This is a genomic window from Candidatus Sodalis endolongispinus (assembly GCF_018777395.1).
Lineage (GTDB): Bacteria > Pseudomonadota > Gammaproteobacteria > Enterobacterales > Enterobacteriaceae > Sodalis_B > Sodalis_B endolongispinus.
In genome coordinates this window covers 2387874-2414455 of record NZ_JAFJYC010000001.1, presented here as the reverse complement: position 1 = coordinate 2414455, position 26582 = coordinate 2387874, and the positions used below count along the sequence as shown (strand labels likewise).

Here is a 26582-nt window from a genome sequence, read left to right as displayed (position 1 = left end):
CATAATGAAAATATTATGCACCAAGTAAATGCCAAGGGTCTTGTTACCAACGTGGGAAAGCATTTTTTCCAGTCGCCCGACGCGGCTGCAGAGGATGATCTTGCCCCGCCATCTCCGTACAGCTTTTGTATCTTAAGTTAACGAAGCCCGCTGCCGCCGGTATTCTCTCGGAGAGTGATATCCCAGCGCGCTGTGCGGATGGTTTTCATTGTAATGCGTGAAAGCTGCTGCAAGGTTTCGCAGGGCTGTTCTCGCATCCGGTTTTGGCATGAACTCGATATAGTCTTCCTTCATCGTCTTCACGAACCGTTCGGCCATTCTCTGCGGGCTGCTCACCGCTGTTGTGCAGGGCTCCAGATCCAGTTCTCTGGCGAACCTCTGCGTTTCATGCGCGGTATACGCTGAACCGTTGTCCGTCAACCACTGCACCGCTGTATCGGGTAACCTGTCGCCGAAGCGCTTTTCTACCGACCTCAGCATCACATCCTGCACGGTCGAACTGTCGTAGCCTCCAGTGCTCGCAGCCCAGTCTATGGCCTCTCTGTCGCAGCAGTCCAGTGCGAACGTGACCCGCAGTTTTTCACCGTTGTCGCAGCCGAACTCGAAGCCATCTGAACACCAGCGCATATCGCTTTCTGCCACCGCGATCCTGCCCTTATGCTCACGCCTCGGCCGCTCTGGTTTTCAATGTAATAACAGCAGGTTATGCTCACACATGATCCTGTAAAGTCGTTTCGCATTTACCGGCGTCAGTCCCTCTGCGCGACGTTGTTTACGCAGGATTCCCCACACCCGCCGATAGCCGTAGCTGGGCATATCGCTGATGATGTCGAGGATGTCCGACAGTATTTCAGCGTCTGCTTCGTCATTACGCCGGTTACAGCGCCTGTCCTGCCAGTCGGCAGAACGCTTAATCCGCAGTGACAGCGGCGCACGCGACCCGCTCATGGCGCGGCTGACCTGTGCTATTCCCCGGCCTTTGGCAACAAGGGCGCGTGCGCTATCTATTTTCGTGACTGGCCGTACTCCACGGCTTCTTTTAGGATCTCAACCTCCATCGTCTTCTTACCCAGAAGGCGCTGGAGCTCCCGGACCTGCTTCAATGCAGCTGCAAGCTCAGAGGCAGGAACAACGTCCTCCCCGGCAGTGAGGCTGCCTTCCTGATATTGCTTTTTCCACTTAAACAGCAGGCTGGGCTGGATACCGTGCAGTCGTGCGAGATGGGAGACATTCATGCCGGGCTCCATCCTCTGCTGAATAATGGCCATTTTTTCCTGAGGAGTTTTACGTTTACGGACTTCTTGACCTAACGGGATCCCGGTCATATCAAAATTGGCGTTAGTGTTAGACATATATTCAAGCCTATCTCTTATCTGGAGATACAGCTACTGTCTGGTGTTTCAGGGGGCTAAATCACGCGGCTGCAGAGGAGCAACACAAAAGCGCTGATGGCGGCACTCTGGAGAAAAATATTGTATGTTTTACCGTAGAAGAAATTGATACCCCAGCGCTGGGTTAACCAGACCAGAAGCGTGAAACTTACTATCGCCAATAGGATCATCCAGGCGATCATCTTGTTTGGCAGTGGCCGGGGCTGGAAAAAGAGGCCGAGATAGCCACCCATTAAGAAACTGACCAGTCCCGTTAACTGGCTCGACGTAAAGATGACGGAGTCGATAATGTTGGCCATACCCAATTGAGCGGTAAGCGCGTTTTCTACTAATGATACGTTAGCGATAACAAACAGTGCGACGATGACATTGGTCAGCATTTTACGTTGCGTTTTGACAAAGGCAAATCTCAGTAGCGGTAATAGAAAATAAAGGTTGATGATGGAAAATAAAAACCATAAGTGGCTGGCGTCACTTATTCAGGTGTCAAGGTTGATAAACGCCAGGAAATTATGATGCTCAACCTCGGTAAACGATGCAATAATCATGTTATCATAAAAGTAATAAAATGTTAGCCAGAATATAAGCGCGATACCCACATGCTTGGCTTTATTGTATGCATAACTGAACTGATCGGTTCGCCGGTTGTTCAATAAGAAGTAGCCGCTGGCCATATAAAACATTACCACACCAAACTGTCCAGATTGCCGCGCGGCAAGCACGCCAAAATCCTCAGGCGATTGCAGGAGAAAATAGAGTGAGACGTGAGAGACGATGACCAGATATATCGACAAAATCTTGATAAAATCAATGCTGTAAATACGCAACGCGATAACCTCGGAAAGATAATATACTAAAAAATAGCATGATCATCGGTGAACGATTAAGTAACTATTGGATAATATGTTGTTTTGCATTCCGCCGCGAAAGAAACGTCTTGCGATACCGTAGTGCAACCCGACAGCGTGTCACAGTAATCGCGTAACAGCGCAGTAGCCTGACAGCCCGTCCTCGTATCAGCAGCTAAACATTTCCGCTATCAACCCCTTCATATAATGTCAAACCCTTTTTTTTGCCGCAGGTGCTATCGATGTGCGTCAGGCATGCCGGTTTACAGGATAAAAACTTCAGTAATAAACTAAGCCCTCTTTAAAGCATTTTTCCCTGCTTTGTAAGTGATCCCGCATAACCTCCGTCTTTTGCCCCCCAAATGACTCTCCGTCGTCTGCGCAGGGTCACCCCGTATAGAAAGGATGTTGGGGCTAATAGATTTAACGTAGTTACTCTTTACCGTTGCGGTATTTACGGGGGGGCTGGCTGCGACCGTCGTTTTATCAATACAAATGAAACGGAGTTGAATTTCTTCATTTGTCTAATGGGCCGGTAGTGCGTTTCTAAGTTAACTTAAGGGGAAATGATCCAGCGTGATAAAGGGGAATGATCTGGCGCGATCAATGGTCAGTTGTCTCAGGTTAAGGTCACGCCTTGTTGAATGAATTCGCTAATAAAAAGCGGATTAACAATGTATCAGTAATAGGTAACTGGCATATGTGCATGCAAGGCGTGTGTGAGCCGGCAACGTATAGGCAATTTCTCACTTAGCTGATTTGCCGAGATTTTTCGGCTGGAGACTGTCGGTGTCGCTCCTGTTGCGGCTAGAAAGAAATCACCGCCTTACCGGACGCCTGTCGATCGATCGCTGTCTCGCGGGTCGCCTTGTAGTTCACTAGGGGCCGGTGTTAACGGTTGCAAGGTAAGGCGTCTGAACGAAAAAATGCCCGCACGATGCGGGCGAGCTAAAGGACGTACAGCACTATCTGGTTATATGACGCCTGGGAAGTATGGAGCAGATAAGTGACGGCAGGATGACAGCCGGTGGAAAGGGAACCAGGGAGCAAAATCGGGTGCCAGCCGCATGGACTGCGCTGCCGGGCGATTTAGGTTTTGGCATTGTAAATGCCCTTTACCCCATACCTATCCTATGCCTACCCGCTTATGGAATATTAACAAACACTGTCGAAGCGTCCGCGGATGGCGGCCGGTAAGCGGTCATCACCGCTCCGGCGGGACTGATAATGAGTACCAGAAAAGGCATATCTCCTGTCATGAGGGAAAGATGTTTAAAGTGTGCGGAAGGAGTGTGATATTGATTGGATTGCTGTCGGGTTGTACGACGGTATGGATTAACGGCCGGGTCGACGCTTTGCCGCTCGCCGAGGCGAAGATGCATTGCGAGGGAGTAGCCCATCAGCGGTTTCCGGTGAAAAACGAAGTCGCGCAGCGCAGTGTGGTTTGGGATGAACAGGGGACTACCGTCTCGAGTGAGGGTAACGAACGCAAACATCATCCTTGGCACCTTCGGCGTGAGAAAATGGAAAGTTACATCATGGATGTCAATAAGCCCGACCGGGATGCCGTGTTTGAACAGTGTATGGCTGATGATGGCTGGATAAAGGAGCGCCGCTGGGGCCGTTAACGCTTGCCGTTAGGTGGATAACCGCCGCGCCGCGTTAGTGCTGTAGGGGTTCACTTGCGAAAGAAACGGTCTCCGGATGGCAGACGGTATCAGGATAAAAGCCAATGTGAGCCTCTACCGGCGCTCGGTCTGGTGATAACGCTTTAGGATTATTCCCTATGTAAATAATAACCCAATGTGATAGATTGTTTTTTAGCCACACTAGGGAGTTATAACAACATCTTTTTAGCTAGCTCGCTCTGACGGGCTTTTTTTTGTTTAGAGGCTGGCGAGGCCGGGGGCCGTTCAACGCCATGAGATAGCCTGCCCACGCCGCAAGTACGGTCAGCCGGTCTCAATGCCCACGTCGCAAGCCGAAAGTTTTATCAGCCGGCTTTGAGGCGCATGACGAAAGCCTAAAGTCTATCAGCCGATCTTAATGCACAAACCGACAGCCGAAAGTTCCCTTGGTCGACTTTTATTCCCATGCTGGTATTCCGGTGCCTTTTTTGTCTGCCCTGATAGGGGCATTATGCTTTCACTGGCACCGGTGTCGCTCTGCGCGTTATCTTTTGCGCCGACTGGGTCAGATGGCGATGGTTTTTCTACCGCCAGAATGGGACAAATCGCGGTAAGATATCCGCGCGGGCAACGGCCGTAGTGCGGCTATAAGTCCTTTGCCGCACAGCCAGGATGACCAGGGGAGAGCATGATGTCAGGCGTACCAGCCAACGTTCACTATGAAAAAAACCGTGCGCAGTTTCGCTTGCTGCCAGGTCTGGAGGGGGTGGAGCTCTACCGTGCGCATCTGTTGCACCATGCGTTCGAGCCCCACAGCCATGACGCTTTCGGTTTGGGCATTATCGATGCCGGCGCGGAACGGTTCCGCTATCGCGTGGCGCTGCATCTTGCCCCCCGTCACTCGCTGGTGATGATGAATCCCGACGAACTGCATACCGGCGAGGCGGTGACCGAAGAGGGTTGGCGCTATCGGATGATTTACATTGCGCCGCCCGCGCTATGTGCGCTGAGTGGCGAGATCGGCTGGTGTTTTGGCAATGTGGTGCGCCAGGATCCGGTGCGCGCTGCGGCGCTATCGCGGCTGCTGGAGGCGCTCTGGCAAAGCCAGGAAGCACTGTGCATCGCCGGTTTGGTGCTCGAGATAACCGACTTGCTGCGTCCCCATGCGTACCTGGCCAGACTACCGCGGGCGGAGGCGCCACACCGACTGGATATCGTCCGTAACTATATCGTGGCGTATTACGCCCGGGCCATTACGCTTGAGGAAATGGCGGGTTTAGTCTTTTTGAGTCCATATCATTTTTTGCGCCAGTTCAAAGCACGGTTCCATGCCACGCCCCATCAGGTGTTGATGTCCTGCCTGCTAAGCCAGGCCAAACGGATGCTTGCGCGCGGGATGCCGGCGGCGGATGTGGCCGCTGCCGCAGGGTTGACGGATCAGGCGCATCTTACCCGCGCATTCGCGTTACGTTACGGCACTACACCGGTTCGCTATCAAAAACAGGTGATACCGGCGGCACGCTGATCGCAATCTCGTACAATATTTCGCTGTTTGAATCGGGCACAATCAGGGATGATGCTAACAAACAACAGGAAACATGATGATAACAGGGATATTTTTCGCGCTTGGCTCGGGCTTATTATGGGGTATGATTTTCGTAGGACCCATGCTGGTGCCGGATTACCCCGTCGCTCTGCAGTCGGCGGGGCGCTATGTTGCTTTCGGGCTCATTGCTTTGCCTCTGGCCTGGTATGACCGGCACCGCCTAAAGCGGCTGCAGCGACAGGACTGGTTGGAGGCGGTGAAACTATCGCTGGTCGGCAATCTGATTTATTACACCTGTCTGAGCAGCGCCATACAGCGCACGGGGGCGCCGATTTCCACCATGATCATCGGTACGCTGCCGGTGGTGCTGGCGGTAAGCGCCAATGTCGCTTATGGACGTGACGAGGGTAAGTTGCCGTGTGGGCGTTTATCGCCGGCCTTGTTGTTAATCGCCGCCGGTCTGGTGTGCGTGAATGCGGCCGAATTGAGGCAGGGCGCGCAACCTTTCCATTTGTGGCGCTATTTAAGCGGCATTGTTTTGGCGTTAATCGCCGTGGTGTGCTGGACGTGGTATCCTCTGCGTAACGCGCGCTGGCTGCGGCGCCATGCGTGTCATAAAACTACCACCTGGGCCACGGCGCAGGGGCTTGCTACCCTGCCGCTGGCGGCAGTGGCCTATGGGTTAATTTGCCTGGTAATGGGGTTCACTCATCAGGCGTTTCCTTTGCCCTTCGGTCCGCGGCCAATGGTGTTCGTGCCGTTGATGATTGCCATCGGGCTGCTGTGCTCCTGGCTGGGGGCGTTTTGCTGGAACGAGGCAAGCCAGCGCTTGCCCACGGTGCTGGTGGGGCCGCTTATTGTTTTTGAAACCTTGGCCGGTCTGACCTATACCTTTTTGCTGCGTCAAGCGTGGCCGCCGCTGTTGTCCCTCACCGGTATTGCATGTCTGATTATCTGCGTCGCCTACGCGTTCAGTATCAAACCTGAGCCGGTGGAAAAAATCGTTTCACTCTAGGTGACAGGCGGCCGCCGCTGTCGTCCCTCACCGGAATTGCGTGTTTGATTATCGGCGTCGCCTATGCGGTCATTATCAGACCGAAGCCGGTGGAAAAAATCGTTTCACTTAGGTGACAGATGGCCGCCGCTGTTGTCCCTCACCGGTATTGCGTGTTTGATTATCGGCGTCGCCTATGCGGTCAATATCAGACCGCAGCCGGTGGAAAAATCGTTTCAGTCTAGGTGGCAGGTGGCTGCGGCCGCCGCACTCAGGCACCGGCGCCCTTGGCTTTTTCTTTTCTCGGCCGTAGCGCGCCGGTGTGATCATAATAGCGGCTAGGCCAAATCTCTGCCGACGGAACGCCAATAACTTCGGCAATCACAATCTCCCCCTTAGGCCACGGACGATGCAACGTGTTGGACAGCGTCGTGGAGCTTAAGCCAAAGGCGCGGGATAGGGCGGCCAGGGAAGTACCGCGTTTACGTAATGCAGCTATGATATCAGCCTTGTGCCAGTCTTACTTCATGCACACTTCTCCTGTGGGTTTTGAATCTCCTGCTACAATACTACGTTATTCGTAGTTCTAATGACAAGCCGAAACTACGATTATCGTAGCTATGATCACACGACCTTCTTATCTCGATGTCTTTTGCCGACGGTTAAAACAAGCGCGGCAGGCTAAGGGGCTTTCTCAGAAGCAATTGGGTATTGCGACGGGTATCGATGAGTTCGTTGCCAGTACGCGTATCAATCGTTATGAGAAAGGCGTCCATGAGGCCAATATTCAAATTGCCCAGCATTTGGCAACGGTGCTCGACGTGCCGCTTGCTTATCTGTATACCGAAGACGATGAGTCAGCGGAGTTGATGCTTATTTTTCTGGCGCTGGCGAAACCACGGCGTGGGGAAGTGATGAAATGTGCGCGCCGCGAGCGGGCTAAGTAAGGGGTGGTTGCAACGCGTGCGCGTCAGGCGAGTCTTTTATGACGGTCGAGAGACAAAAAAAGCTGCCGCGGCAGCTTTTTTTATTCGTCGCAACGACGGATTCACATCATGGCGCCGGGCGGTACATCTTTGACGGTGTTCAGGTAAGACGCCAGAATTTTCTTGATAAAGTTACGGAATTTCATCTTGTTCCTCGACCAGTTCAGTGTGTTGCCAATGTTTATTTCTGATGCACCTATAATGTGACCTTAGTCACAGTAATGCAAGTTTTTATGATTTACGTCACATAAAATTGACCTACTTCTCTCTTCTACGACACCGTTTCGATCCCCTTTAGCGCCCACACGCAACGTCATGACAACCTGCGCACGGTCATCTGCAGCACCCCTGAATCTTTGCGTTAAGGTTTGCTCTACGACTCCTACATTGAACGCTATTCCCCCGCCCAGCGGGGAAGGAGACCAAATGACTCACGATGAAACAGACATGCCGTCAGACGGCAGGGAAGGGGAGTAATGGGGATTGCAGGTATGCTCAAAAGCGTCGGTCATGGCCGCCATTCACTCAGTAAATGGACCCAGGCCATCGCCTTTTTAACCTGTACCGGCGTGATTTGCTGGTACTCATACCATTTGCGCCTTAGCGAATGGATGTTTGGCCTGTATTTCGGGGTGGCGGTCGGGGCTAACATGCTCAATAAAAAATCGCCATGGATAAGGCGCTGGGCGATAAACGCGTCGATGCCGCTGCCACCGATACCTGCCAGCCAGCGGGAGAAAATCAATGATGGCACTGTTTTCACACCCCGGCCTCATCGCCACGCTAGTGGGGGGGATAATGGGTTTGCTGATGGCGGTTGTGGCCGGGCGCGCGGGCGCGCCGCGGCGCAAAAACAGGCTACCGCGCAGCGCGAGGCGGCGCGGCAGCAAGCGGTGGCGCATATCGTCCAACGGCAACGTGAGGTGGCCAGAACGTCTGGGGAGATCAAGGATGAAATTAATCGTTTGTCTACTGGCGATGTCGATAAGCGGCTGCGGGAAAAGTGGCGCTATCCCGATGCTGCCAACGATCGTTGATACCGGCTGCAGTTGGGTGACACCGCTGTATCTTACCGACAAGGATATCGACCTGCTGGACGCGCGCACCAAGAAAGCGCTGCTGATGCATAATGAAACCGTACAGAAAAACTGCTAGTCGTCGAAGGCCGGAAATCTGCCCATCCCGCCGGGGGGGGAGGGGCGCGAATCGCGCTACCGCATCCCCGGATACGAGAACCTGGTCGATGCTAAACAAGGGGATGCCTATTGAACCCGCAGACGGAGGCCTGTAAACCCTACGCGGGGAAAACACAGCGAGGCTGGCGCTGTAGCCACGGGTTCGGTTGATACGGAGACATGCCATTAACCCGGCCCATAATAATGACGCTCGAAGTTACTGATGGCTGACTGTATCCCCTGCTGCATGGCGTCAAAACCGTCCGGGTAGACCATTTGGTAGCTGGCGGCTTGGAACATTGGCTGACCGCGAATGTGCAGCCACAAACGCCGTAGAGGGTTATGGGTCACCTGATAGCGCGGCATGACATCGCTGCCCATCCAGCCCTCGGCAAACATCGCCTTTACGGCGTACAGCACGTTATCATAGGCCGGGCCGGCCTAGCACATTGGCCACCTCGCGTGCAGCACCGCTGCGCGAGCCATAGCAGGCCAGGAGCAATAACGGCTCATTGGGAGAAAACACCTGCTGTTCGATTTCCATGGCAATATTCAGTAACGGCTGAATGTACTCGCGCGCGATGGTCGCGGCGGAAACCAGTTGACCGCCGGGATCCTGCAATAGCGCGCCTGCGGGCGCACCATGGGTTTGGAATGCCAGGATGTGCCGGTTAGCATAGTTAGTATATAACCCCATATCTGAGGCGTTGAGGTGATAAATAGGCAGGGAGGCAAAGCCCGCCCTTTCTACCGCCAACGCCTCAGAGGCCGCGGCCACTTCGCCGATACCGCTGGCGGCCAACGCAATGCCTAATGAACACAGCGACAACACGCCGGCCACGTGGGGATGCTGGCGGTCCAGCATCCCGGCGGCGATAGCGAAGAGGCCGCTGGTCAACTCGGTGGCGGATAAGGCGAGGGCGGTCGCGAAACCCGCCGGCCAGGCGGCCATAAATACCGCCTGGGCCAGCAGTGTGGCGCCAGCGCCATAGGCGTAATTCGCCCATGCGTTCCAGCTCAAGCGGCCATCGGGATCGTAACGGTTGATAGGGTCGCCGCGACCGTAGAGATAACGGTTAATGCCCGTCATACCGCCCGTTTGTAGCGTATCCAGGGTTGTAAAGCCCTGGAGACTGGGACGGTAAAGCCGATAGCCGTTACCGAGGAAATGACCGCCGCTTGACGCATCATACACCTCGCCCTGCCACTGCGGCAGATAAGCCGGCAAAGGGGTTATACTAGCCTCATCAGCCGGTGCCGTTACCGCACGGCCCCCCAGGCAAGGTAATGAAGGGGAGGCCGGCTGTCGTATTGAAGAAGACTACCGAGCAGGTCTGTAGCGGTAAGCGCCACCGTCAGCGTGGCAGCCGAACGGGTTTTTACCGCCGCCAGACCGGCGGCATGGACATAGCTGACACGGTCAATCCCCTCTTGGGGTTTGCCGGGGCCGGAGAAAAGCATATGCGCCAATCGGTGGCCATGATAAAAGCGCAGGGAGGTGGGTCCTTCGCCGCTTTGCCCCTGTAGCCGGTTAAGCGCATCGTAGCGATAAATCGTCTCGGGATGGCCGTCAGCCTTCACCGAGTGCAAGCGTCCCAGCGGATCGTACTTATAGTGCAGCCGATGACCGTCGAAGATAAGGCGACCATCCGGGTCATAGACCAACTCTACGCAGCGGGCGTCGGCGCCGCCGTACTGGATGCGGGTGCGGAGAGTAGGGTAGTCAGGATTATCGTAGTCATAGCGAATGGTTTGCTCGCTGGGATAACCGCTCAGTGTCGGTTGCGCATAACTTACGGTGGCTTCGGTGAGATTATTTAGTCCATCCCATGCGAACGTTTCGGCGATCACGTGCTCAAATCGGCCATCGACCGTGGCTAATAAGGGCTGATCGCCGGCGTAGCGGCAGGCGGTCAGGCAGCCGCGCGCGTTATAGACATAAGACTCGTTGCGGCGCAAGGTGCGTCCGTCCCTGCGATGTCGTAGCGTCCGTTTGACTATCTGATCGAGACTGTTGAACTGCTGGCTGATAATGAGTTCCATCGGCGCCTGCGCGACCCCTTGGCGGGTGATAATGAGATTGACTGGCCGGTTAAAACCATCATACAACCACTGGGTAGACAGATTTTCCTGGCCGGGAAGTCTCACCTGCCGACGCGCCAGTCGGTCGAAATGATCGTAGTCGAAGCGGATCTCCATATGATTATCCCGTACGTAGTCAAGGCGGACGGCGGCGTTATAGCGGTAGCGGAGATGCGCATCCTCGCTATCGCGTACGCTGAGCAACCGTCCGGCGATGCTATAGTGAAAATTGACTTCATACAGCTTCTTGTCCTGCGGGCCGAAAATCGACTCCTGCAGCCGCTGGCCCTGTGGATTGTAGCGAAGAGCGACACGGCTGACGGCGGTGCCCTTGCCGGCGTCAGGCCGCGTGCCGTCGGTACGGAATTCGACGCACTCCTGCAGATACCCGGTGGCGTTATCGTACTGACATACGCGATAGCCACCTTCCCAGCTTTGCCGGGTCCAACTGTGGCGGGTGGGATGAAAAAAATTGCGTAATATCGCCGTCGGCATCCTGATAATGGTTGGGCAGCGGGCTAAGAGAGGGATAACCAATGCTGACGGCCGCGGGGGATCCGCCCTCTCGCACCGCGGTCCGGCGACCCCAGTGATCGGTGTCGTAGCGATACAGCTTTTGTAGGGGCGCCGTTGACGCCGCGCTAAAATCGATAGACGTCGGTCCGTCGCCCGGCGACGGGTAACCATAATGGAGCAGGCTTCCGTCCTGCAGGGTCTGTTGTTCCACCCGATCGTCTTCATTGTAGCGCCAACGGATGGCCTGCCCGATTTGCCGTTCTTGTACCGCGTTCAGGCGGTATTGATGGTCATATTCCAAACGCAATTCGCTGATAATGAGTGCTTTGTCGTCCTCTGGCTGCGGCAGCAAGCGCAATTGCCGCCGCGGTTTGCCGCACCGGTAACGCTCGTACAGAATACCCGAGTAGTGGGGCACCGTGTTGGCACGCTGGCTGCGGTGGCGATAACTGCGCGATTGACGACGACTTTTTTGCTTGATGATATCCAGATGATGGTAATGGCAAACGCCTTGTTCACCGTCGTGGTCAACGCTTGCGTAGTGGCGCCCCCATTGATCCCAGGCGACATCGTGATAGCGCGTGGCCAGCGGGCGAAAGGCACCCTCTTCATCGGCATGATCATGGGTGATAAGGCGGGAAAGACGTCCTAGCGAGTCATACTTCCGCTGCTCGATGGGTAGTGAGAACAATGGGTGCTGTTGGCACTGATAGTCGCGGCGGTGCAGCCGGCCGAAACCGTCAACCTGGCTGATGATACGGTTACCTTGAATATCGGTAAGGGTTAGGGTTATCAATCGGTTTTGGCAAAAATCATCCTCCAGCCGCCGATGGCTGATCGTGGCGTCAGGCGTATCGGCATGGTATTGCGTCTTTTCGAGATAGCCTTCGGGCGCATAGTGATAGCGGGTAATGTTGCCGTAGGCATCGATATACGACAGCAAAGCGTAGTCGGCGTGACGCCATACCCGCGTAGTGGTAAGCGTTGTCGTCTCATCCAAATGACGCAACTGCGTTTCCCGCTGTAACAGCGCATCGGCCGCGGTGCAACCTGCGGGTATGATTTTGCGCCAGCGGTAAGTTTCGATAAAGGTGTTGGGGCGCTCCGCCAGATAGTGGGTGTAGGTTTTTTATTAACCGGCCGTTTTCATTATGGGCACCGTCGGGCGCCAGGTAGTAATCGAAGCGCTGCAGCAATTGGCGCGGTACCTCTAGCGCGACGCAGAGGATCATTGGCCGTCCCGCCAGTGGCGAGTCGGTACGGCCGGGAAAACCCCGGTAACGGTACATCAGAGTGCGTCCCGGCGTCGGGGCGCCCGCCTGGCAATAGGTTATTTTTTTGATGAAACGTATAAATCCTTGCGGCTCGGCAGGGCAGTGTTCTTCACCCGCCGGGGAGTAGTAGTCGATATTTTCGCTATTGCCGTCGGGCCAAACATGCCTGATAAAGTTGCCCGCGATATCATACTCATAGCGCGACACATCGCAGCGATAATGGGGGAGATAACGAGGCGCCGGCCCGTTTTCATCCCAGGTTATCCGCTTTTCCCGCGGCAACGCATAACGCGCAGGCTGATCGGCCAGCACCCGGGCGTCGTCACAGTCATAAGTCCATTGGGTGCTTATCCTTACTCGGCGCCGTTTACCGCACACCAGTGTCTCGCGGATCTCTTCTTTGGCCACCAACAAATGCAAACAATTAAAACGGTGGATAATCGTCTGCACTTCCGGTCCGCCGCCGGGGGGCTGCAGGACATTTTCCGCCGACATATCGAGCGTACGTGAGATAAGCGACTGGTAAGGGACCGCGGCTTTGGCGGCGTCGACAGGGTAATGGCTAGCGGCAGGGTCATGAGACTCCGCACCGCTGCGGCTGATACTGAAAGTGTTGGTCACGCTGTAGAGGATTTTATCGCCGTTGCTGACAGTGGTGGTATGGGATTGGATAAGGGGGGGATACCGCACCCGCCGCATAGCTGAACGATTCGCTTACGCCGCCGGACAAGTTAACCCGTTGTATCACCCCCAGACTCGGGTGATAGACGATACGGCACAAAATCCGCTTCCCGTCGGGCCCGCATGACAGTTGAACCAGTTTGCCACCGGCGAGAGTCAACACCGTGGTGACGGCGGCCTTTGATGCGGGAAAACAGGTGTACGACAGCTGTGCATTGCTATCGGCATCGTTAGGGATTTCCGCCTCTGACGTCCTGTAGCTAGGGACGCTTGTCTGCACTGCACACCTTGTCAGGGCATTAACCCCCATCCCTGAATTCTTCACCTCGGGTGGCGTTAAGCGCAGCGACGCGTGCATCAGTTCGCCGTCGTTATCGGCGACGGATGTCAACAGCGCCAGATTTTGCCGCCATTTCCAACGGAGAAACAGGGCGTTCCCGCCGGCAGACAGCCGGGTTTGCAGTCGCCATAGCGGATCGTCAGCGGGCTGTTGCGGCGAGCGTGCCATGATTTCCACTACGCCACTGCGATAATACAACCACAAACTGTCCTCGCGCGGCGCCAATTGGATGTTTAGCGGTGACGGTGGCAGAAAGACCCATTCCCCCTCTCGCTGATTTAGTCCGAAGTGCTCACCGTCGGCGGTTTGCAACTGCCGGGACTCGGGGTTGAAGTAGGAGAGCGTGTCGTTAAAACCCTGACCGTACAGACTGCGCTGGGTCTGGGGAGGGCAATAATGCAGCATAAGGCTGAGCGCCGGGCCCCTATGATCGTTACCGACCAGGTACAACAGCGGTAATTGAAACTGAATAAAGCCGGTGCGCGGATCAATGCGCGGTGAGGTAAAGGTAGTCATACATCCTCTGTCTTGAAGTCAAAACGCGCTGGGAAACGGGGGGATGAAGGCGGCCCCGGCGTCCGCTAACGGACGACCGCCAGCGAAATGGCTGTCGGGATGAAGCAGCATCTCGCCAGCAATGGTCACGGGCCGATGACCGATAAAAAAGTAATAGGTGTGCGCCGCACAGCCGTTCACTGCGGAAGAAGCAAACCCATAGCCTGTCATCAGCGGCGAGATAGTGCCGGTGGTGTCACCGTCTGAGGGGCGCAAAGCCATAGTGAATGGCGCCATTGGCCGGCTGATCAGGCAGGCGAGCTGCCGGGCGGATTGGGTACCGGCGGCATAATTGATGAGCATTAACAGCGGATGATCGACGCTGCCTGATTGTCCGTCCGCCGCCTGCCTGTGCAGAAGAGTTGGCTCGGCGCAGGCCGCGGGACATTGACTTGCGGGTAGCATAATACCGTGATGGCCTGGCTGAAGTCTCGTCTGCGAAGGGAGAGTGGATGCTCGCACCAGATCGTTTTGGAACCGATAGTCGCTAAAATAATTGACCTGGTTATTGCCATACTTTAGCGAAGCGGGGGATTGAGACTGAAAAGCGTCCAGCGGCGATGGCCGGCCGCGGCTTTCCCCGAGAACCGGTTCGCCGCAGCCGGCGGCCAGCGCCAGCGTTTTTGATGACCACAGCATGGCGCAACTCGCCAAAGGATCTTTGGACTCCAACGCCCCCGACGCAATGGTGCATGCCGCCCAGGTGAAGTCCGTCGCGGTTAACAGAATATAGAGCGGGTGCGTCGCGCTCAATAGGGTATCAAAGCGGGGTTGCGTCAGCGGCGCAGCCGCCTTGCCTAACGTTGGCGGCAGCCGCCCTGCAATCCAGTCTCGCGCGCCGTAAAACGCCTGATTTATGGGATCGTTCATCATAAAGGCGTGATGATCAAACCCTCCCACGCCTGGAAAATGACGGGTGGCGGGGGAGAGGAATCGACGACACCCGGGTTGATACCACCGTTGGTTCAGGCCCATGAAATAGCCGTTCACTGCGGTATCGAGCAGATAGCCGCGGTAACGGGGGATGTGTTCGTGGGGCGTTACGGCCGCGCCTGCATTGTCTGTCTGATGCGTCACGGCCTGTCCCCAAGGATAATAATCAATGCGGGCATTGACGCCGGACAGAACCGTGTTTCCTTGCTGATCGGCGGCCAGCAGCACCACAGACGGCCAACCCGATTGACGATCGGAGCGCGAAATAAGCGCATGGGTATTGCCGTAATGAAACAGCGTCGAGCGCGTTGAGCCGCTCTTTTTGATATCCAGGTCGATATTCGCCGTCAGCCCGTTAATGATGCCGGACACGGCAGGCATGTCGTCCTTGCTGATGGCCTCAAGGAGCACCTGCGGTGGAAATGGCGTGTCGCGCGCAGAGTGTTTGACATGGGTCAACTGATTCTGGCTGTACAGGTACACCGTTACGCCTTGCTCATCCTCGCTGGCGAGCAGGCGGCCGGTGGGATCATAGTGGTAGAGTTTATAGTCATGACCCGGGCGGGCGAGCAGAATCAGATTGCCAAAGTGATTGTAATAATAGCGATAGCCTTGCTGATCTTTGGTTATTCTGCCGATGTTGTCATAGAGGATGATGTTTGACGTCGTCGGTTCGCCGGGAAGCGTGATGCCGCCTCAGCCGGGTAGGCACCTCGCTGTCCTGATAAAGATAATTGACGGTGAATTCGGTTTCGTCGGCGGCATTAGCGGCCGCGGCACCGACAGGTTGGGTCCGGGTGATGACCTGGGTGATATTGGCAATATCGTCCCGCTTGAAAGTCAGGCAAAGCACTTGTCGGTCCGTTTGACCATCGCTGACCAGCAGCGGCAAATCTCCTTTAAATCTGCAGTCTGTCAGACAACCGCGGTGGTCATAGTCAAATGCTTCGTGCCGTGAACGGCTCATATTCGCGACGGTTTCGGTTATCGTTCTGCCGGTGATTCTGTCCGATTCGTTATACTGCAGCGATATCAGTATCGCCCTGGCATTGGGCATTTGTGGCCCGCAAGGCGTAATCGCTATCTGGGTTACCCGATTAAAAAAGCCATAGCGCAATTCGCGCCGCAGGCCTTTGCCCGTGCTGCGCTCGGTCACGGTATAGTGCGCCAGCCGGCCGAGCGCATCATAGCCCACGTGAAGCTCGGCTTCGCTTGCGGTAAGTGCCCTCAGCCGTCCGGCGCGGTTATAGCTGTAAAGCCGAGTCTGACCAAGGCTATCGCGGGATTGCAGCACGCGGCCGGACAGGCTGTAATCGTACTCGGTCCAAAAGCCCTCCTCATCGCGCGGTCCGTACACCGTTTCGCGGGCTAATTGCCCTGCGCTATTGTACTCATAGCGCAGACAAGGGCCTGGTGTATCGGGGAGGAAATGATCCTGAATTGAAATTAACCTCCCGACGCCATCATACGTGAAACGCCGTAGGCTAGTGTCATGCTTGATTTCAACTAACGCATGCTTGAAATGGTCATAGTAACGGTATTGGACGCTGTGATGACAGGCATCGGTATAGCCGGCCGGACGAGGATGTGCGCCCTGGTAACGCCAGACGTTGGCGCGTTGCCCGCCATGATTTTCGCTCAATATCCGCCCCCAGCGATCAAGGCTGCACTCGTAGAGCACATACTGGTCTATGGCGGGCTTTGACGAGGGTTGTTGCGTCCGAAACGGGGGAATAAAACGGACCCGGGTCGGCGGACCATCATGATGGTCATAGCTATAGCGGATATCGCCAGTGCCGCCAATATTCACCAGGCTTAAGCGGTCGTGGTAGCCGTAATGATAATTCACATACTGATTGGATAACGTCTCGGTGATTTTGACTATCCGCTGCATATCGTCGCGGTGTAACTCTACGGCGCTGATAAGTTTGCCGATGTAATTGAATTCGCACGCCTGTTCGCCGGTTGGCTGGAGTGAGTCAGGAGACTGCGTCGCCTCGTCCGGGCGTTCCGGGCTTTCAAAGTAGGATTGCAACCCGGCTAACGTCAAAGCGCTGCGCGCTTCACGCAGTAATTTTGCCGGTCTGCCGAAGAGGTCGTAATGCTCTTCAACGACACCCGATGCGCACGAGCGCAAATCGACCGAACGTGATGCGACATCATAGGGAAACTGCTCACGGGTTTGACTGTGGTTGGGAATGTCATTCTGGATCAGGTGATATTGCCCCTGCTCGCCGTCATGGTGCAAGATGACGCCAACTTGGCCCCATTCATCGTAGTAGTAGTCACAGAGATTTCGCGTGATTTGCGTGGGGGCGGGAGCCGTCATCTGCCAGTCATTTAGCGCAATCGACGTCAATCTACCGGCACCGTCATAGCGCCGTTCCTCAAGCGTTACCGGATTACCCGCCAGAGGGGCGTGAGTATAGGTCTTGTTGTGCAAGCGGCCGAAACCATCGTGATAACGATGCACCGTATTGCCCAGGCAGTCGGTTTCAGTGATGTGTCCCAGGGTGTTTTGCTGTAGATTATAGCGGATAGCGCGGTGCTGTTCGGCGGCGCATGGCATCTTTGCATAGCGTGTGACGGAAAAATACAGGCCGTTATTTTGATAGCGATAATCGGTCCGGTTCCCTTGCGCATCGATACAGGTGGTTGGATGATAATCGGGCAGGGACCAGCAGGTAGTGGTGGTAAGCCTTTGCTGCGCGTCGCCGTCACTCTGCGCGGACGTGGAACCTGCCGCGTCGAAGGTCTCATCGGGTGGTGTCCGCTTCGGGCGCTGCTGCTGTGCCCCTGCGTCTGTCGCCGGGTGAGTTTTGGCAAGCGTCTCGCCGGCGTTGAAATGGCAAGTGCACACCAGCTCATAGCCGGCGGAGATCTTATCCCTTACGGTGCGCTTTTCCCAAAGATAGTCTTTGCTAACCACCGTCTTCTCCTGCTCGGTGGTGTAAGTAATACACTGGGATTTCAGCCGGCCATGGCGCGAACCGAACGTGGCTTCCGGTTCGTTGTAATAGCTTATATCAAGCGTTTTCACGTCTACACGGTTCGGTACCTTTAGCGTATCCCTTCCAGCGGTGCCTTGTGTGGGTGTCTCGGCGGTGGTGAGCGACCGTGAGAAGTTAAAAATGGTATAGCTTGCCTGGCGGCAAAGCACCACTGTGTCATGCGGCAGCACCGTCGGGCGGTGACAGGGAAGTGCGCCATATTGATAGTATATCCGGCGAATCTGCGTCGTCCGGGTATCGCTGGGGGGGAATTTCAAAACTGACCTCGGCGGCAAAACGGCAAAAACCCAGCGGGTCAGCAGGGCACTCGGGGAGGTTGCCACCGGCGCTGAAATAAGTAAGCGTAAACAGGCTACCATCGGGGTAAATGCATAGGGTCAAATTGCCGTCGATGTCATAATTATAATTAGTGACCTCTCCTCTTTCCGGTTGCGGATCAGCGTGTTGCATGCTGCCGTCGAAAAAGGGACTGCGCCAGAGTTCCTCTTTTTTGGATGGCAAACAGTAAGTACGGGGTAATTGCGCCAGCGGCATGGTCGTCACGTCATTTACGGGATGTGGGTAGGTGAGCAAGATGCGGTGTTCACTACGTTTACGCTGATTGTTTAGCGTGATATCCGTAAGATGCTCCTCACTGACCAGTCGGTGATAGCTGTCATAGTGGCGCGTGACGTTTTCGCTGCCGGGGCTCGGCGCCTCATGCGTCAACGGGCTGCGGTGTTCGCGGATGATATGGATGTGCGATGAATAGCTTTGACCCGGGGAGAGCATGCCCGGCCGGCTGAGAGGATCGTCAGTGTTAAGAAAATCGATATCGGTAAAGTGAAACGTCTGCGTCTGCTGGTATAACGTTGTATGGTTATCCATGACACGGGTGGAATGGCTTTCAATGCAGGGCTGCGACCGCACAGCGCCGTCCGCACAATAGGTAAAACTTTCGTTGATACCGCCGGGCAAGCTCAGAGAGACCAGACGATCCTGGTGGTCGTAGCCTAGCTGGCAAACTGCGCCGGCACCACAGCGCGTGGTGTCGAAATTATCATACTTGCTCATCTGTGTAAGCTTGCTCTGCTCTTTTAGCAAAAACACACTATGATTTTGGGGCAGACCAGGCCAGACGACGAGCTGTATTTGATGCGAAGAAGGCGTCTGGCTGTCGACAGGGGATAAGGCCGTCCAATTTATTTCAACCAGACTTTGCTGCGCGTCTTTTATTTGTGCGAGACGCAGCCGGCCGTTCAGGGCGACATAGGTAAAAATTATTTCATAGCCGGTGGGGGAAAATACCCGATTGAGCAGATAATGCTTTTGTGCGACGCCTTTAGCCTGGGGAATAATAAGCTGCTCGACGACGCCGCTTTTGTAATAAACCCAGAGTGCTTCGTTAAATTTTTTGAGCCGGAGATGGAGCGGGGCAGGCGGGCTAAAGGCCGGATCGGACTCGTTGCCGTCGAGGCGATATTGCTCACCGTTGGAAAGCGTTAATAAGCGACTGACGGGATCGTAGCGGCTAAGATTAGCGCTAAAGCCTTTACCGTAGCTAACATCCTCAAGGTCCAACAGGGAATAATTCAACGATAGCGCAAATTCTGGCCCCAAATGGTCATTGCCGATAATGGTGACCAGAGGAAGGTGAAACTGTAGTAGGCCGGTCCGGGGGTCGACCTGTGCTGCAAAAGGGTGGTGCATAGCGATATCCTTATCGTGGGTACTAGGCATCACGGCAAAAGCGTTGGCTTTGCCTGAGCACATTGGGTTTCAAGGCCGTGCGCAAGCGTTATGGCTTACGGGCTGATGACGGCGGCGTATCAATGGGTCAAGTACGTGCGGAGCAGGATGCTGCGCGGCCCGGCCGGCGTTGGCCGGTGGTAACGGGCGCTGTAAACGGGCAGTACGCAACGCCGCCGGCCGGTCCGGCGACGGCTTTATTCTTCACAGTCGGGCTGTCAATTTTTATAGCATGGTCGGGTGGTGGGCACCACCCGACCCCTGCGGCGCGAGGTCGGCTAACAAGAGCGGAGCAAACCGACCGAATACGGCCGAGTGGTCGTCGGTTTCAAACAGGGCGTACGGCGGGTAAGCGGCGGCGGCCAGCGCGCCGGGGCGAAGTTAAACCAGGGTGGTCATGCCGTTTCCGCCACCGGCTGCCATCGTTTCGCAACCCTGTCCGACAGAGCGAATGGCTTACAGGGTGCGGCGTCATTATTTGGGCGGCGGGCGGACGATTGCCAATGTCAGAGCGTGGGCGGTCTGCACGGTGGTATCATTTGCCACCCCGGCCAAATCGACTATGACGGCGTCGCGTGCATCCGCGCGTGGTGGGAACGGTAATCATGCGAGCAGGACACAAAGGCACGTTTAGACGTGAGCGCATGTGATGCGGGACGACCGGTGGGCGGAAAAATGCTCACCGTCTCATTTCCGCCATGGCAGTAGAATCGCCAGCGGCTGATTACGCCCTCAGCGTCGGAACGTTTAGGGTTTTATTGGCCCGAGAGTGGAAAAATGATTTAATATAAATTAATTTCTACATGTAATAAATACCCAGAATAAAAATGAGCGCGGGCTGTTATATTCATCATAAAAGTCATGGAAATTATTATCTGCCGTGCATCTGTTGACCTTTTGTTATTTTTGTCGTTGCTAGGATGTTTCTCTTTACGCCAGGAAAAGTTCATATGAAAAGGATATTATTGCTTTTGAGCTTGCTGGGACTATCGGGGTGCGTTGGGCATCGCGTTGCCGAAAAACCGGTCACTAACGTGATTGATCATGGCGACTATGCGGTCTATACCTATTATTATCCCTCCCAAGAGCAGGATGAACGCGTCAGGTTTCTCATATTTCATTATACCGCCGCCGATGATAAAGAGTCGCTGCGGCTGCTTACGCACGGTAGCGTGAGCGCCCATTATCTGATCCCCTCTCTCCCCAAACAGATTAACGGCAAGCCGGTGGTATTACAGCTGGTGCCGGAAAATAAACGGGCATGGCACGCGGGCGTAAGCGGCTGGGCCGGTCGCAATAATATTAACGATACGTCTATTGGCATTGAAATTGTGAATGACGGTTTTCATGACAGCGCCGCCGGTAGACAGTGGATCCCTTATCATAAAGAACAGACGGTATTAGCGGCACGCCTGGCCCGGGATATCATCGCCCGCTACCAGATTAAGCCGCAAAACGTGTTGGCGCACAGCGATATCGCGCCGCTGCGAAAAACCGATCCCGGTCCGCAATTTCCGTGGCAGGAAATGGCACCGCAGGGCATAGGCGCATGGCCGGATGCGGCAACGGTGGCCAAATATTTGCACGGTTTGCATCGCTGGTCCGCCGGGAATGTCGCGACTATCCAGCAAGCGCTGGCCACTTACGGTTACACCATCCCGCAAACGGGCAAGATGGACCCAGAGACGTTGCGCGTCATTAGTACTTTTCAAATGCATTTTCGACCGAACAATATTACCGGTGTAGCGGACATGGAAACCGAGGCGATTGCCCTCGCGCTGGTGGAAAAATACTGCAGCCCGACCTGATATCGCATTGTGACGAAACGTCCGGTTACATATCATTCGGCATAAAATGCATCCATACCGGCGCGGCGATGGTGGCCGTCGTCGCGCCGTATGGTAGGGGTTACAAGGTTTTTTTTCGTCATTTCTTTGCACTGGACCCGGGTTTTTGGCTGTAATTTGCACAATTGTTCAGACGTCAGACGCACAATTTGATTAAAGTTGAGGTTCGTTACAGGCAAAAGAGAGAGACTAATGGAGGTTTTCCTGTCATGAACCCCGGTGCCACATCCCCTTCCGAAAACGCTGAACAGTCGGTGACAACGTTGTCAGGCGTGATAACCAAATCACCCAGCCGTATCAAAAATACCGCTGGCCGGACGATAGTGAAAGCGACCATTCTGGCGGAGAGCAAAAAACGCAGCGCTTACCCACTGACCTTAGTGGGTTTCGATATTATGGCGCTAGAGCTGATGGCGCATCTGCGTGGCGAACGTTTGATGGTGACCGGCCGTATGGAGTGGAATGGCGGCTACTCCCTGATAGCCGATCACATTGTCAGCATGTCATGACGTGCCCCTGGCGCGGTATGTTGGTCGTTGCTAACGCATTCCCCCGTCCCTAAACCTACTACTACCGTTGTTCCGGCGCGAAAGTGATTGCAGGTGATAGCCTGATCCGGGAGGGATGCTTCCGCTTCCCGGCGTCGGCTTAGCGCCTCTCGCCGGCAGAGCGTGTCGGGTTGCCTTAGCCCCACTCGCCGGCAGAGCGTAGGGTTGCCTTTGCGCCTCTCGCCGGCAGGGCAGCCAAAAGGGGCTAAACCTGCAACGCTATTAGTGATAACATTTCGGTTCTTTTTCACAAGGATCTGTTTATGAAGCGAACTCCCGTGATGATATTGCTGGCGGCGACCCTGTGCGGATGCGCCGGCGCCACGGAATATGCCAAGGTGGTGGCGGCCCCGGCCCCGCAAGGCTATGCCGGCATCTGGACCAGCACCACGCCGCAGAACGCGCTTGTAAGCCCTGATGCGGTGGCTAGATTGATAATCAGTCGTTCGGGGACCACGCTGGATTGCAGGAGTTGGCAACGAACGATCACCCGGTCGGGTAAACTGACCTCGCGCGATGCACGCCTGTATAATATCAACGAGAAAAACGAAGTCAGTGCGCTGCGCTTGGATCGTGGTGTTCTGCATTATGGCAATCTCACCTTGCAACGCAGTGCGTTACCCACCGCACAGTGCCAGCCGTTTATCTCCGGGCAAGGGGATAATTGGGTGTTTGGCGCCGCAGCGCCAGCGGCAAAGGCTCCCGGCACCGGAGCGCGTAAAAAGGCCGGGGTGGTCCGATAGCTGACAGGATGCCGGTGCCGCTCGCTGGCGTCGTTGACGCGCACGCAGGCCCGCGCAATCGCCTTGTCTTTTTTAGAGTAACAGGGTGGGGTCGGCAACGACACGGTAGGCAGCGGCAGGCTGCGCGCTCGTTGCTTTTGCCACGCGGGTGTTAAAAGATTAGTAAAAAAATTTACCTGTCTTTACGGGTATCCGCACCCGCATTCTGTTATGCTCCCTCGGTGCTTAGAGCTTTAGTTTCTCCCTTTTCCCGTCTCTCGCTGTCACCGCCTATCATGGCCTTGCGCGCCCTGTGATACGTGCATCGTGAAATCACGATCCTGAGGCTGGCGCTAGGCACAGAAGCCGTGTTTGATTCGTTATCTCGTGTAAAGAAATGAAAGATTACAACTTTTCGTCGAATATTGACCGACGGAGGGTGTCTGAGTTGTTACCTGTACCGCACTTAATAGTTTTTCCAATTGATGCGTTACGCATTGCAGCTCGTCACTAGGAAAAATTGATGCCGCAACCTCAGAAGTTTTCGCTTGCCTTGCTACATCCACGCTACTGGCTCACCTGGTTCGGTTTGGGGGTGCTTTGGCTGCTGGTGCAATTACCCTATCCATTATTGCGTCGCCTTGGCGGGCTCCTTGGCCGTATGTCGAAGCCATTTTTAAAACGGCGAGCGAGCATTGCCCGCCGCAATCTAGAGCTTTGCTTCCCGGGTATGGACAGGACGCGTCTGGAAGATACGGTCAACAGCAATTTCACCTCGTTGGGCATGGGACTCATGGAGACGGGCATGGCCTGGTTCTGGTCCGATGTGCGCGTCAAACGCTGGTTTGACGTTTCCGGCCTCCAGCATTTACAACAGGCCAACCGCCACGACAGAGGCGTTATGGTCATTGGTATCCATTTTATGTCGCTGGAACTGGGCGGCAGGGCGATGGGGCTATGCCAACCGATGATGGCCATGTACCGTCCCCATAACAATAAAGTGATGGAACTTATCCAGACTTGGGGGCGTATGCGTTCCAATAAAGCCATGCTGGATAGAAAAGATCTGCGCGGTATGGTGCATGCTTTGAAGCAGGGTGAAACAGTATGGTTCGCGCCGGACCAGGATTATGGCCCGCGGGGCAGCATTTTCGCGCCGTTTTTCGCCGTTCCCCAGGCAGCCACTACCCGCGGCACCTATACGCTGGTCCGTCTGGCGCAGCCGCAACTGGTGCCGGTGGTGCTGATTCGCAAGCAAGACGGTCGCGGCTACCAGCTGCTGATTCAGCCGGCGCTCAGCGACTATCCCCAGGACGACGAGATGGCGGCAACCTGTTACATGAATCGCATTGTGGAGCAGGAAATCTTGCGCGCGCCGGATCAATATCTTTGGCTGCATCGCCGTTTTAAAACCCGCCCCCTGGGGGAGCTCTCGCTGTACGTGTGATATTCTGCCGCCATCGCGCCGCGCGCGTCCCGGGCAGCCTGCCGAGGCGCAGGTAACTCAGCCGAAGGCGCTTCCAGAATTATCTGAAGGCCGGTGGGCTGTGGATAACTACTGCGGCGAGATAGGATGTGTATTTCGCTAAAGTATTAATTATTATAGAATTCCCTGATGCCTTGCTGTTGCGTTACCTGCCAAAACTATACCTTCTTCAACTTTTCGCCTTTTTTCTCAAATTTTGTTACCAATATTACAAAAAATTACCAGTACAGCGGCGCCGTCGTTTGGCTACACTGATGAACTTTAAATGCGCATCACCCTTTTCCGCCAATTTGACAGGTATCTTATGTTAAGCAATAAGCGCTTCCGGGCACTCTCTTTGTTGACCACCCTTGGCATGCCGCTGGCCAGTTTTAACACTTTCGCCGACACCGATATTTTTACCGCGCTGGATGATCCCTCCACCGCCAAGAAAAGTTTTGATGGCAATGCTCAGGCGAGTTACAACGCCCAGAGCGGTAATACCCGCAATTCCAATCTGGCCGCCAGCAGCACCATGACCTGGTTCCAGCAGTCAAATGCCTATAGTCTCTGGGGGGAAGCCGCTAACAATTCGTCCGACAATCAGCGCAGTTCAGAGAAATATCAGGTCGGCGCCCGTGCCCGACACAACCTGAGCGCGCAAAACTTTCTGTTTGCTCAGGGGAGTTGGTTAAGCGATCGCTATAACGGCTATCGCTCGCGCGATACGCTGGTGGCCGGTTACGGCCGTCAGGTTCTGACCGGGCCTATCCATACTCTACGTGTTGAAGCGGGTCCCGGCGTTCGTCACGATGAATATCAGGGCGGCGGCACGGCCACCAAAGCGCTGGGTTACGCAGCGGCCTCTTACAGCTATCAGTTGACCGACAATACCAAATTTATTCAGGGGTTATCGCTGCTCGCCAATGGTGACACCACGGTAAACTCCGAAACCGGGCTGAGTGTCGATATCAACGACCATTTCTCGCTGAAAGTCGCTTATAACGTTACCTGGAATCAGGATCCGCCGGATAGCGCGCCGAAGCATACCGATACCCGCACGTCGGTATCGTTGGTTTATAAACTGCAATAACCTCACGTCGGTAAGACGAGGGATATTCGCCCTCGGCCGTACGCAGTCATATCAAGGCGCCTTGGCGCCTTTTTGGTGCGATAACCGCCGCGGCCGGCGGCCTGTTTTCGCCGGCTGGCCACGTGGCGAGTGGCGCGCGTTGTGTGGTGTGCGCCGCTCTGGTTGGTCGTTATGGCGAGAAATCGGCAGCGCGTAGCGGCCTAAATGTATCCTCCCCGCGTGATCCGGGGGTTAAAAAGTTTTTTAGCAATATTTATCACGGATTACTGATCTAATGCTGGACAAAAAGCTTGCCAATTGCTGTACTACTCGGCGACACAGAGTTTGCGTCTATCATTTATTTAAAGGTAAGTTTGATGTCTAAGATTAAAGGTAACGTTAAGTGGTTTAATGAGTCCAAAGGATTCGGTTTCATTACTCCTGAAGATGGCAGCAAAGACGTGTTCGTACACTTCTCCGTCATCCAGAGCAATGGTTTCAAAACCCTGGCTGAAGGTCAGCGCGTAGAGTTTGAAATCACTAATGGCGCCAAAGGCCCTTCTGCTGCTGACGTTACTGCTATTTAATTAGCCAGTTTCCTGAAAAACCCGCCCTAAGGCGGGTTTTTTTTGCCTGCGCGATAAGACAAGCCAGGGCATGTTTAATAGTGAAGCCCGAGCAGGCGGTGGCGATGGGCGTGCGATGAGCGCTGGCGCGCGGACGGAAATCGCGCAACCCTGCGCGCCGCACAAGGGCAGGAGCCCAACGTCATCTGAAGACGGGCCGGGCCCGATTCTGCCTAGCCGTCTCAGGGGCGGGGGCGACATCGGCCGCAGCTAGAGTCCTCGAGGCTATAGGGGTAAGGGATGCGCCAGCCAGTTCACCAGGACAATCGCCACCGCCGTCATCAGCAGCGAACCCAAAAGATTCAGCAGGATATTACCTGCGGCCCAGAAGAACTCACCGCTGGCCATCAGGGCCACGGCTTCAGCGGAAAAGGTGGTCAAACCGCCGCAAAAGCCGGTGGTGAGCAGTAGCTTCCAGGCGGGATCCAGCTGCGGCATGCGGGGGAAAAGCGCAAGCGCCAAGCCGATGATAAACGCCCCGACCAGATTGACAAGCAGCGTGCCGGCAGGGAAGGGCAGAACCTAATGGGTTAATTTGACGCTGACATACCAGCGCAGAACACTACCAAAACCGCCACCGATAAAGACGGCCGTAAATAAGCCAAGCATAGTAA

The 26582-nt window shown here is 55.1% G+C and carries 24 protein-coding genes and 4 pseudogenes; 14 read left to right on the top strand and 14 right to left on the bottom strand.

Going from position 1 to position 26582, the window contains the following annotated elements; translation table 11 throughout:
• Positions 1-132: 132 nt before the first annotated feature.
• A pseudogene (locus JZM24_RS11685) lies at positions 133-1325 on the bottom strand (IS3 family transposase).
• A gap of 83 nt (positions 1326-1408) precedes the next feature.
• Positions 1409-2218 (bottom strand): annotated as a pseudogene (locus JZM24_RS19745) (acyltransferase).
• Between the two features lie 1319 nt (positions 2219-3537).
• Between JZM24_RS19745 and JZM24_RS11670 the strand changes: the two are divergent.
• From JZM24_RS11670 to JZM24_RS11660, 3 genes are all read left to right on the top strand, one after another.
• Positions 3538-3867 carry a hypothetical protein gene (locus tag JZM24_RS11670; RefSeq protein ID WP_215669744.1) on the top strand — a complete coding sequence of 110 codons (330 nt, stop codon included), beginning with the start codon at positions 3538-3540 and terminating at the stop codon, positions 3865-3867.
• Between the two features lie 691 nt (positions 3868-4558).
• Positions 4559-5392, top strand: coding sequence for an AraC family transcriptional regulator (locus JZM24_RS11665; protein ID WP_215669743.1), 834 nt, complete (start codon positions 4559-4561; stop codon positions 5390-5392).
• A 76-nt stretch (positions 5393-5468) separates the two neighbouring features.
• A complete protein-coding gene (locus tag JZM24_RS11660; protein WP_215669742.1) occupies positions 5469-6428 on the top strand; it encodes a DMT family transporter in 960 nt (319 codons plus the stop codon).
• Positions 6429-6678: 250 nt separating this feature from the next.
• Here JZM24_RS11660 and JZM24_RS11655 read toward each other — a convergent pair.
• Positions 6679-6927 (bottom strand): annotated as a pseudogene (locus JZM24_RS11655) (helix-turn-helix domain-containing protein); the annotation flags it as partial.
• 100 nt (positions 6928-7027) lie between these two features.
• Between JZM24_RS11655 and JZM24_RS11650 the strand changes: the two are divergent.
• Entirely contained in the window at positions 7028-7354 is a 327-nt protein-coding gene (locus tag JZM24_RS11650; RefSeq protein ID WP_215669741.1) for a helix-turn-helix domain-containing protein, read from the top strand.
• Positions 7355-7455: 101 nt separating this feature from the next.
• On the opposite strand, the gene azuC is transcribed toward JZM24_RS11650, so the two are convergent.
• On the bottom strand, positions 7456-7539 hold the full coding sequence (azuC, locus tag JZM24_RS19740; RefSeq protein ID WP_215670137.1) for a stress response protein AzuC: 84 nt from the start codon (positions 7537-7539) through the stop codon (positions 7456-7458).
• Between the two features lie 330 nt (positions 7540-7869).
• Here azuC and JZM24_RS20065 point away from each other — a divergent pair, with 330 nt between their 5' ends.
• Together JZM24_RS20065 and JZM24_RS11635 are read left to right on the top strand one after the other, a co-directional pair.
• On the top strand, positions 7870-8430 hold the full coding sequence (locus JZM24_RS20065) for a DUF2644 domain-containing protein (RefSeq protein WP_291830169.1): 561 nt from the start codon (positions 7870-7872) through the stop codon (positions 8428-8430).
• On the top strand, positions 8345-8548 hold the full coding sequence (locus JZM24_RS11635) for a hypothetical protein (protein WP_215670185.1): 204 nt from the start codon (positions 8345-8347) through the stop codon (positions 8546-8548). Before JZM24_RS20065 ends, JZM24_RS11635 begins: the two co-directional genes overlap by 86 nt.
• 206 nt (positions 8549-8754) lie before the next feature.
• Here JZM24_RS11635 and JZM24_RS11630 read toward each other — a convergent pair whose 3' ends face one another.
• Genes JZM24_RS11630 through JZM24_RS11600 form a run of 7 tightly spaced genes read right to left on the bottom strand, consistent with a single transcriptional unit; the run spans position 8755 to position 15408 of the window.
• Complete coding sequence (locus JZM24_RS11630) at positions 8755-8988, bottom strand: hypothetical protein (RefSeq protein WP_215669739.1); 234 nt, start codon at positions 8986-8988, stop codon at positions 8755-8757.
• A gap of 4 nt (positions 8989-8992) precedes the next feature.
• Positions 8993-9796, bottom strand: a complete 804-nt coding sequence (locus JZM24_RS11625) for an RHS repeat-associated core domain-containing protein (RefSeq protein ID WP_215669738.1) — start codon at positions 9794-9796, stop codon at positions 8993-8995.
• A 32-nt stretch (positions 9797-9828) separates the two neighbouring features.
• Positions 9829-11145, bottom strand: coding sequence for an RHS repeat domain-containing protein (locus tag JZM24_RS11620; protein WP_215669737.1), 1317 nt, complete (start codon positions 11143-11145; stop codon positions 9829-9831).
• Positions 11048-12175, bottom strand: a complete 1128-nt coding sequence (locus JZM24_RS11615; protein WP_215669736.1) for an RHS repeat domain-containing protein — start codon at positions 12173-12175, stop codon at positions 11048-11050. Before JZM24_RS11615 ends, JZM24_RS11620 begins: the two co-directional genes overlap by 98 nt.
• Positions 12159-13130 (bottom strand): hypothetical protein, encoded by a 972-nt coding sequence (locus JZM24_RS11610; RefSeq protein WP_215669735.1) that lies wholly within the window; start codon positions 13128-13130, stop codon positions 12159-12161. Before JZM24_RS11610 ends, JZM24_RS11615 begins: the two co-directional genes overlap by 17 nt.
• Positions 13075-13977: a hypothetical protein gene (locus tag JZM24_RS11605; RefSeq protein ID WP_215669734.1), complete on the bottom strand. Its 903-nt coding sequence runs from the start codon at positions 13975-13977 to the stop codon at positions 13075-13077. Before JZM24_RS11605 ends, JZM24_RS11610 begins: the two co-directional genes overlap by 56 nt.
• An 18-nt stretch (positions 13978-13995) precedes the next feature.
• A complete protein-coding gene (locus JZM24_RS11600; RefSeq protein ID WP_215669733.1) occupies positions 13996-15408 on the bottom strand; it encodes a hypothetical protein in 1413 nt (470 codons plus the stop codon).
• On the opposite strand from JZM24_RS11600, the gene JZM24_RS11595 reads away from it, so the two are divergent.
• Positions 15400-15612 (top strand): hypothetical protein, encoded by a 213-nt coding sequence (locus tag JZM24_RS11595; protein WP_215669732.1) that lies wholly within the window; start codon positions 15400-15402, stop codon positions 15610-15612. The two genes, JZM24_RS11600 and JZM24_RS11595, sit on opposite strands and share 9 nt — an antisense overlap.
• Here JZM24_RS11595 and JZM24_RS11590 read toward each other — a convergent pair.
• Both JZM24_RS11590 and JZM24_RS11585 read right to left on the bottom strand, forming a co-directional pair.
• Positions 15593-17989, bottom strand: a complete 2397-nt coding sequence (locus tag JZM24_RS11590; RefSeq protein WP_215669731.1) for an RHS repeat domain-containing protein — start codon at positions 17987-17989, stop codon at positions 15593-15595. The two genes, JZM24_RS11595 and JZM24_RS11590, sit on opposite strands and share 20 nt — an antisense overlap.
• Before the next feature lie 127 nt (positions 17990-18116).
• Positions 18117-19649 (bottom strand): hypothetical protein, encoded by a 1533-nt coding sequence (locus tag JZM24_RS11585; protein WP_215669730.1) that lies wholly within the window; start codon positions 19647-19649, stop codon positions 18117-18119.
• Positions 19650-20003: 354 nt separating this feature from the next.
• Between JZM24_RS11585 and JZM24_RS11580 the strand changes: the two genes are divergently transcribed.
• The 7 genes from JZM24_RS11580 (at position 20004) to cspE (ending at position 25929) form a co-directional block, all read left to right on the top strand.
• Positions 20004-20291, top strand: coding sequence for a hypothetical protein (locus JZM24_RS11580; RefSeq protein ID WP_215669729.1), 288 nt, complete (start codon positions 20004-20006; stop codon positions 20289-20291).
• A 347-nt stretch (positions 20292-20638) separates the two neighbouring features.
• Positions 20639-21496, top strand: a complete 858-nt coding sequence (locus JZM24_RS11575; RefSeq protein WP_215669728.1) for an N-acetylmuramoyl-L-alanine amidase — start codon at positions 20639-20641, stop codon at positions 21494-21496.
• A 293-nt stretch (positions 21497-21789) separates the two neighbouring features.
• Positions 21790-22044, top strand: coding sequence for a hypothetical protein (locus JZM24_RS18090; RefSeq protein ID WP_312884977.1), 255 nt, complete (start codon positions 21790-21792; stop codon positions 22042-22044).
• Positions 22045-22346: 302 nt separating this feature from the next.
• The gene (gene yedD / locus JZM24_RS11565; protein WP_215669727.1) at positions 22347-22826 is read left to right on the top strand and encodes a lipoprotein YedD; all 480 of its coding nucleotides are present in this window, start codon (positions 22347-22349) and stop codon (positions 22824-22826) included.
• A 502-nt stretch (positions 22827-23328) separates the two neighbouring features.
• Positions 23329-24252, top strand: a complete 924-nt coding sequence (lpxP, locus tag JZM24_RS11560) for a kdo(2)-lipid IV(A) palmitoleoyltransferase (RefSeq protein ID WP_215669726.1) — start codon at positions 23329-23331, stop codon at positions 24250-24252.
• A 343-nt stretch (positions 24253-24595) separates the two neighbouring features.
• Entirely contained in the window at positions 24596-25363 is a 768-nt protein-coding gene (locus tag JZM24_RS11555) for a DUF481 domain-containing protein (protein WP_215669725.1), read from the top strand.
• Between the two features lie 356 nt (positions 25364-25719).
• Positions 25720-25929: a transcription antiterminator/RNA stability regulator CspE gene (cspE, locus tag JZM24_RS11550; protein ID WP_215669724.1), complete on the top strand. Its 210-nt coding sequence runs from the start codon at positions 25720-25722 to the stop codon at positions 25927-25929.
• Between the two features lie 264 nt (positions 25930-26193).
• Here the strand turns inward: cspE and crcB are convergent.
• Positions 26194-26577, bottom strand: a pseudogene (crcB, locus tag JZM24_RS11545) (fluoride efflux transporter CrcB).
• Positions 26578-26582 lie beyond the last annotated feature (5 nt).

What these genes read in the sequence shown, in the direction of transcription:
- JZM24_RS11620 (WP_215669737.1), bottom strand. Translation starts at nt 11,145, where the DNA reads ATGCCGACGGCGATATTACGCAATTTTTTTCATCCCACCCGCCACAGT.
- JZM24_RS11665 (WP_215669743.1), top strand. Translation starts at nt 4,559, where the DNA reads ATGTCAGGCGTACCAGCCAACGTTCACTATGAAAAAAACCGTGCGCAG.
- lpxP (WP_215669726.1), top strand. Translation starts at nt 23,329, where the DNA reads ATGCCGCAACCTCAGAAGTTTTCGCTTGCCTTGCTACATCCACGCTAC.
- JZM24_RS11595 (WP_215669732.1), top strand. Translation starts at nt 15,400, where the DNA reads ATGGGTCAACTGATTCTGGCTGTACAGGTACACCGTTACGCCTTGCTC.
- JZM24_RS11605 (WP_215669734.1), bottom strand. Translation starts at nt 13,977, where the DNA reads ATGACTACCTTTACCTCACCGCGCATTGATCCGCGCACCGGCTTTATT.
- JZM24_RS11660 (WP_215669742.1), top strand. Translation starts at nt 5,469, where the DNA reads ATGATAACAGGGATATTTTTCGCGCTTGGCTCGGGCTTATTATGGGGT.
- yedD (WP_215669727.1), top strand. Translation starts at nt 22,347, where the DNA reads ATGAAGCGAACTCCCGTGATGATATTGCTGGCGGCGACCCTGTGCGGA.
- JZM24_RS11555 (WP_215669725.1), top strand. Translation starts at nt 24,596, where the DNA reads ATGTTAAGCAATAAGCGCTTCCGGGCACTCTCTTTGTTGACCACCCTT.
- JZM24_RS11635 (WP_215670185.1), top strand. Translation starts at nt 8,345, where the DNA reads ATGAAATTAATCGTTTGTCTACTGGCGATGTCGATAAGCGGCTGCGGG.
- JZM24_RS11575 (WP_215669728.1), top strand. Translation starts at nt 20,639, where the DNA reads ATGAAAAGGATATTATTGCTTTTGAGCTTGCTGGGACTATCGGGGTGC.
- azuC (WP_215670137.1), bottom strand. Translation starts at nt 7,539, where the DNA reads ATGAAATTCCGTAACTTTATCAAGAAAATTCTGGCGTCTTACCTGAAC.
- cspE (WP_215669724.1), top strand. Translation starts at nt 25,720, where the DNA reads ATGTCTAAGATTAAAGGTAACGTTAAGTGGTTTAATGAGTCCAAAGGA.
- JZM24_RS11585 (WP_215669730.1), bottom strand. Translation starts at nt 19,649, where the DNA reads ATGCACCACCCTTTTGCAGCACAGGTCGACCCCCGGACCGGCCTACTA.
- JZM24_RS11650 (WP_215669741.1), top strand. Translation starts at nt 7,028, where the DNA reads ATGATCACACGACCTTCTTATCTCGATGTCTTTTGCCGACGGTTAAAA.
- JZM24_RS20065 (WP_291830169.1), top strand. Translation starts at nt 7,870, where the DNA reads ATGGGGATTGCAGGTATGCTCAAAAGCGTCGGTCATGGCCGCCATTCA.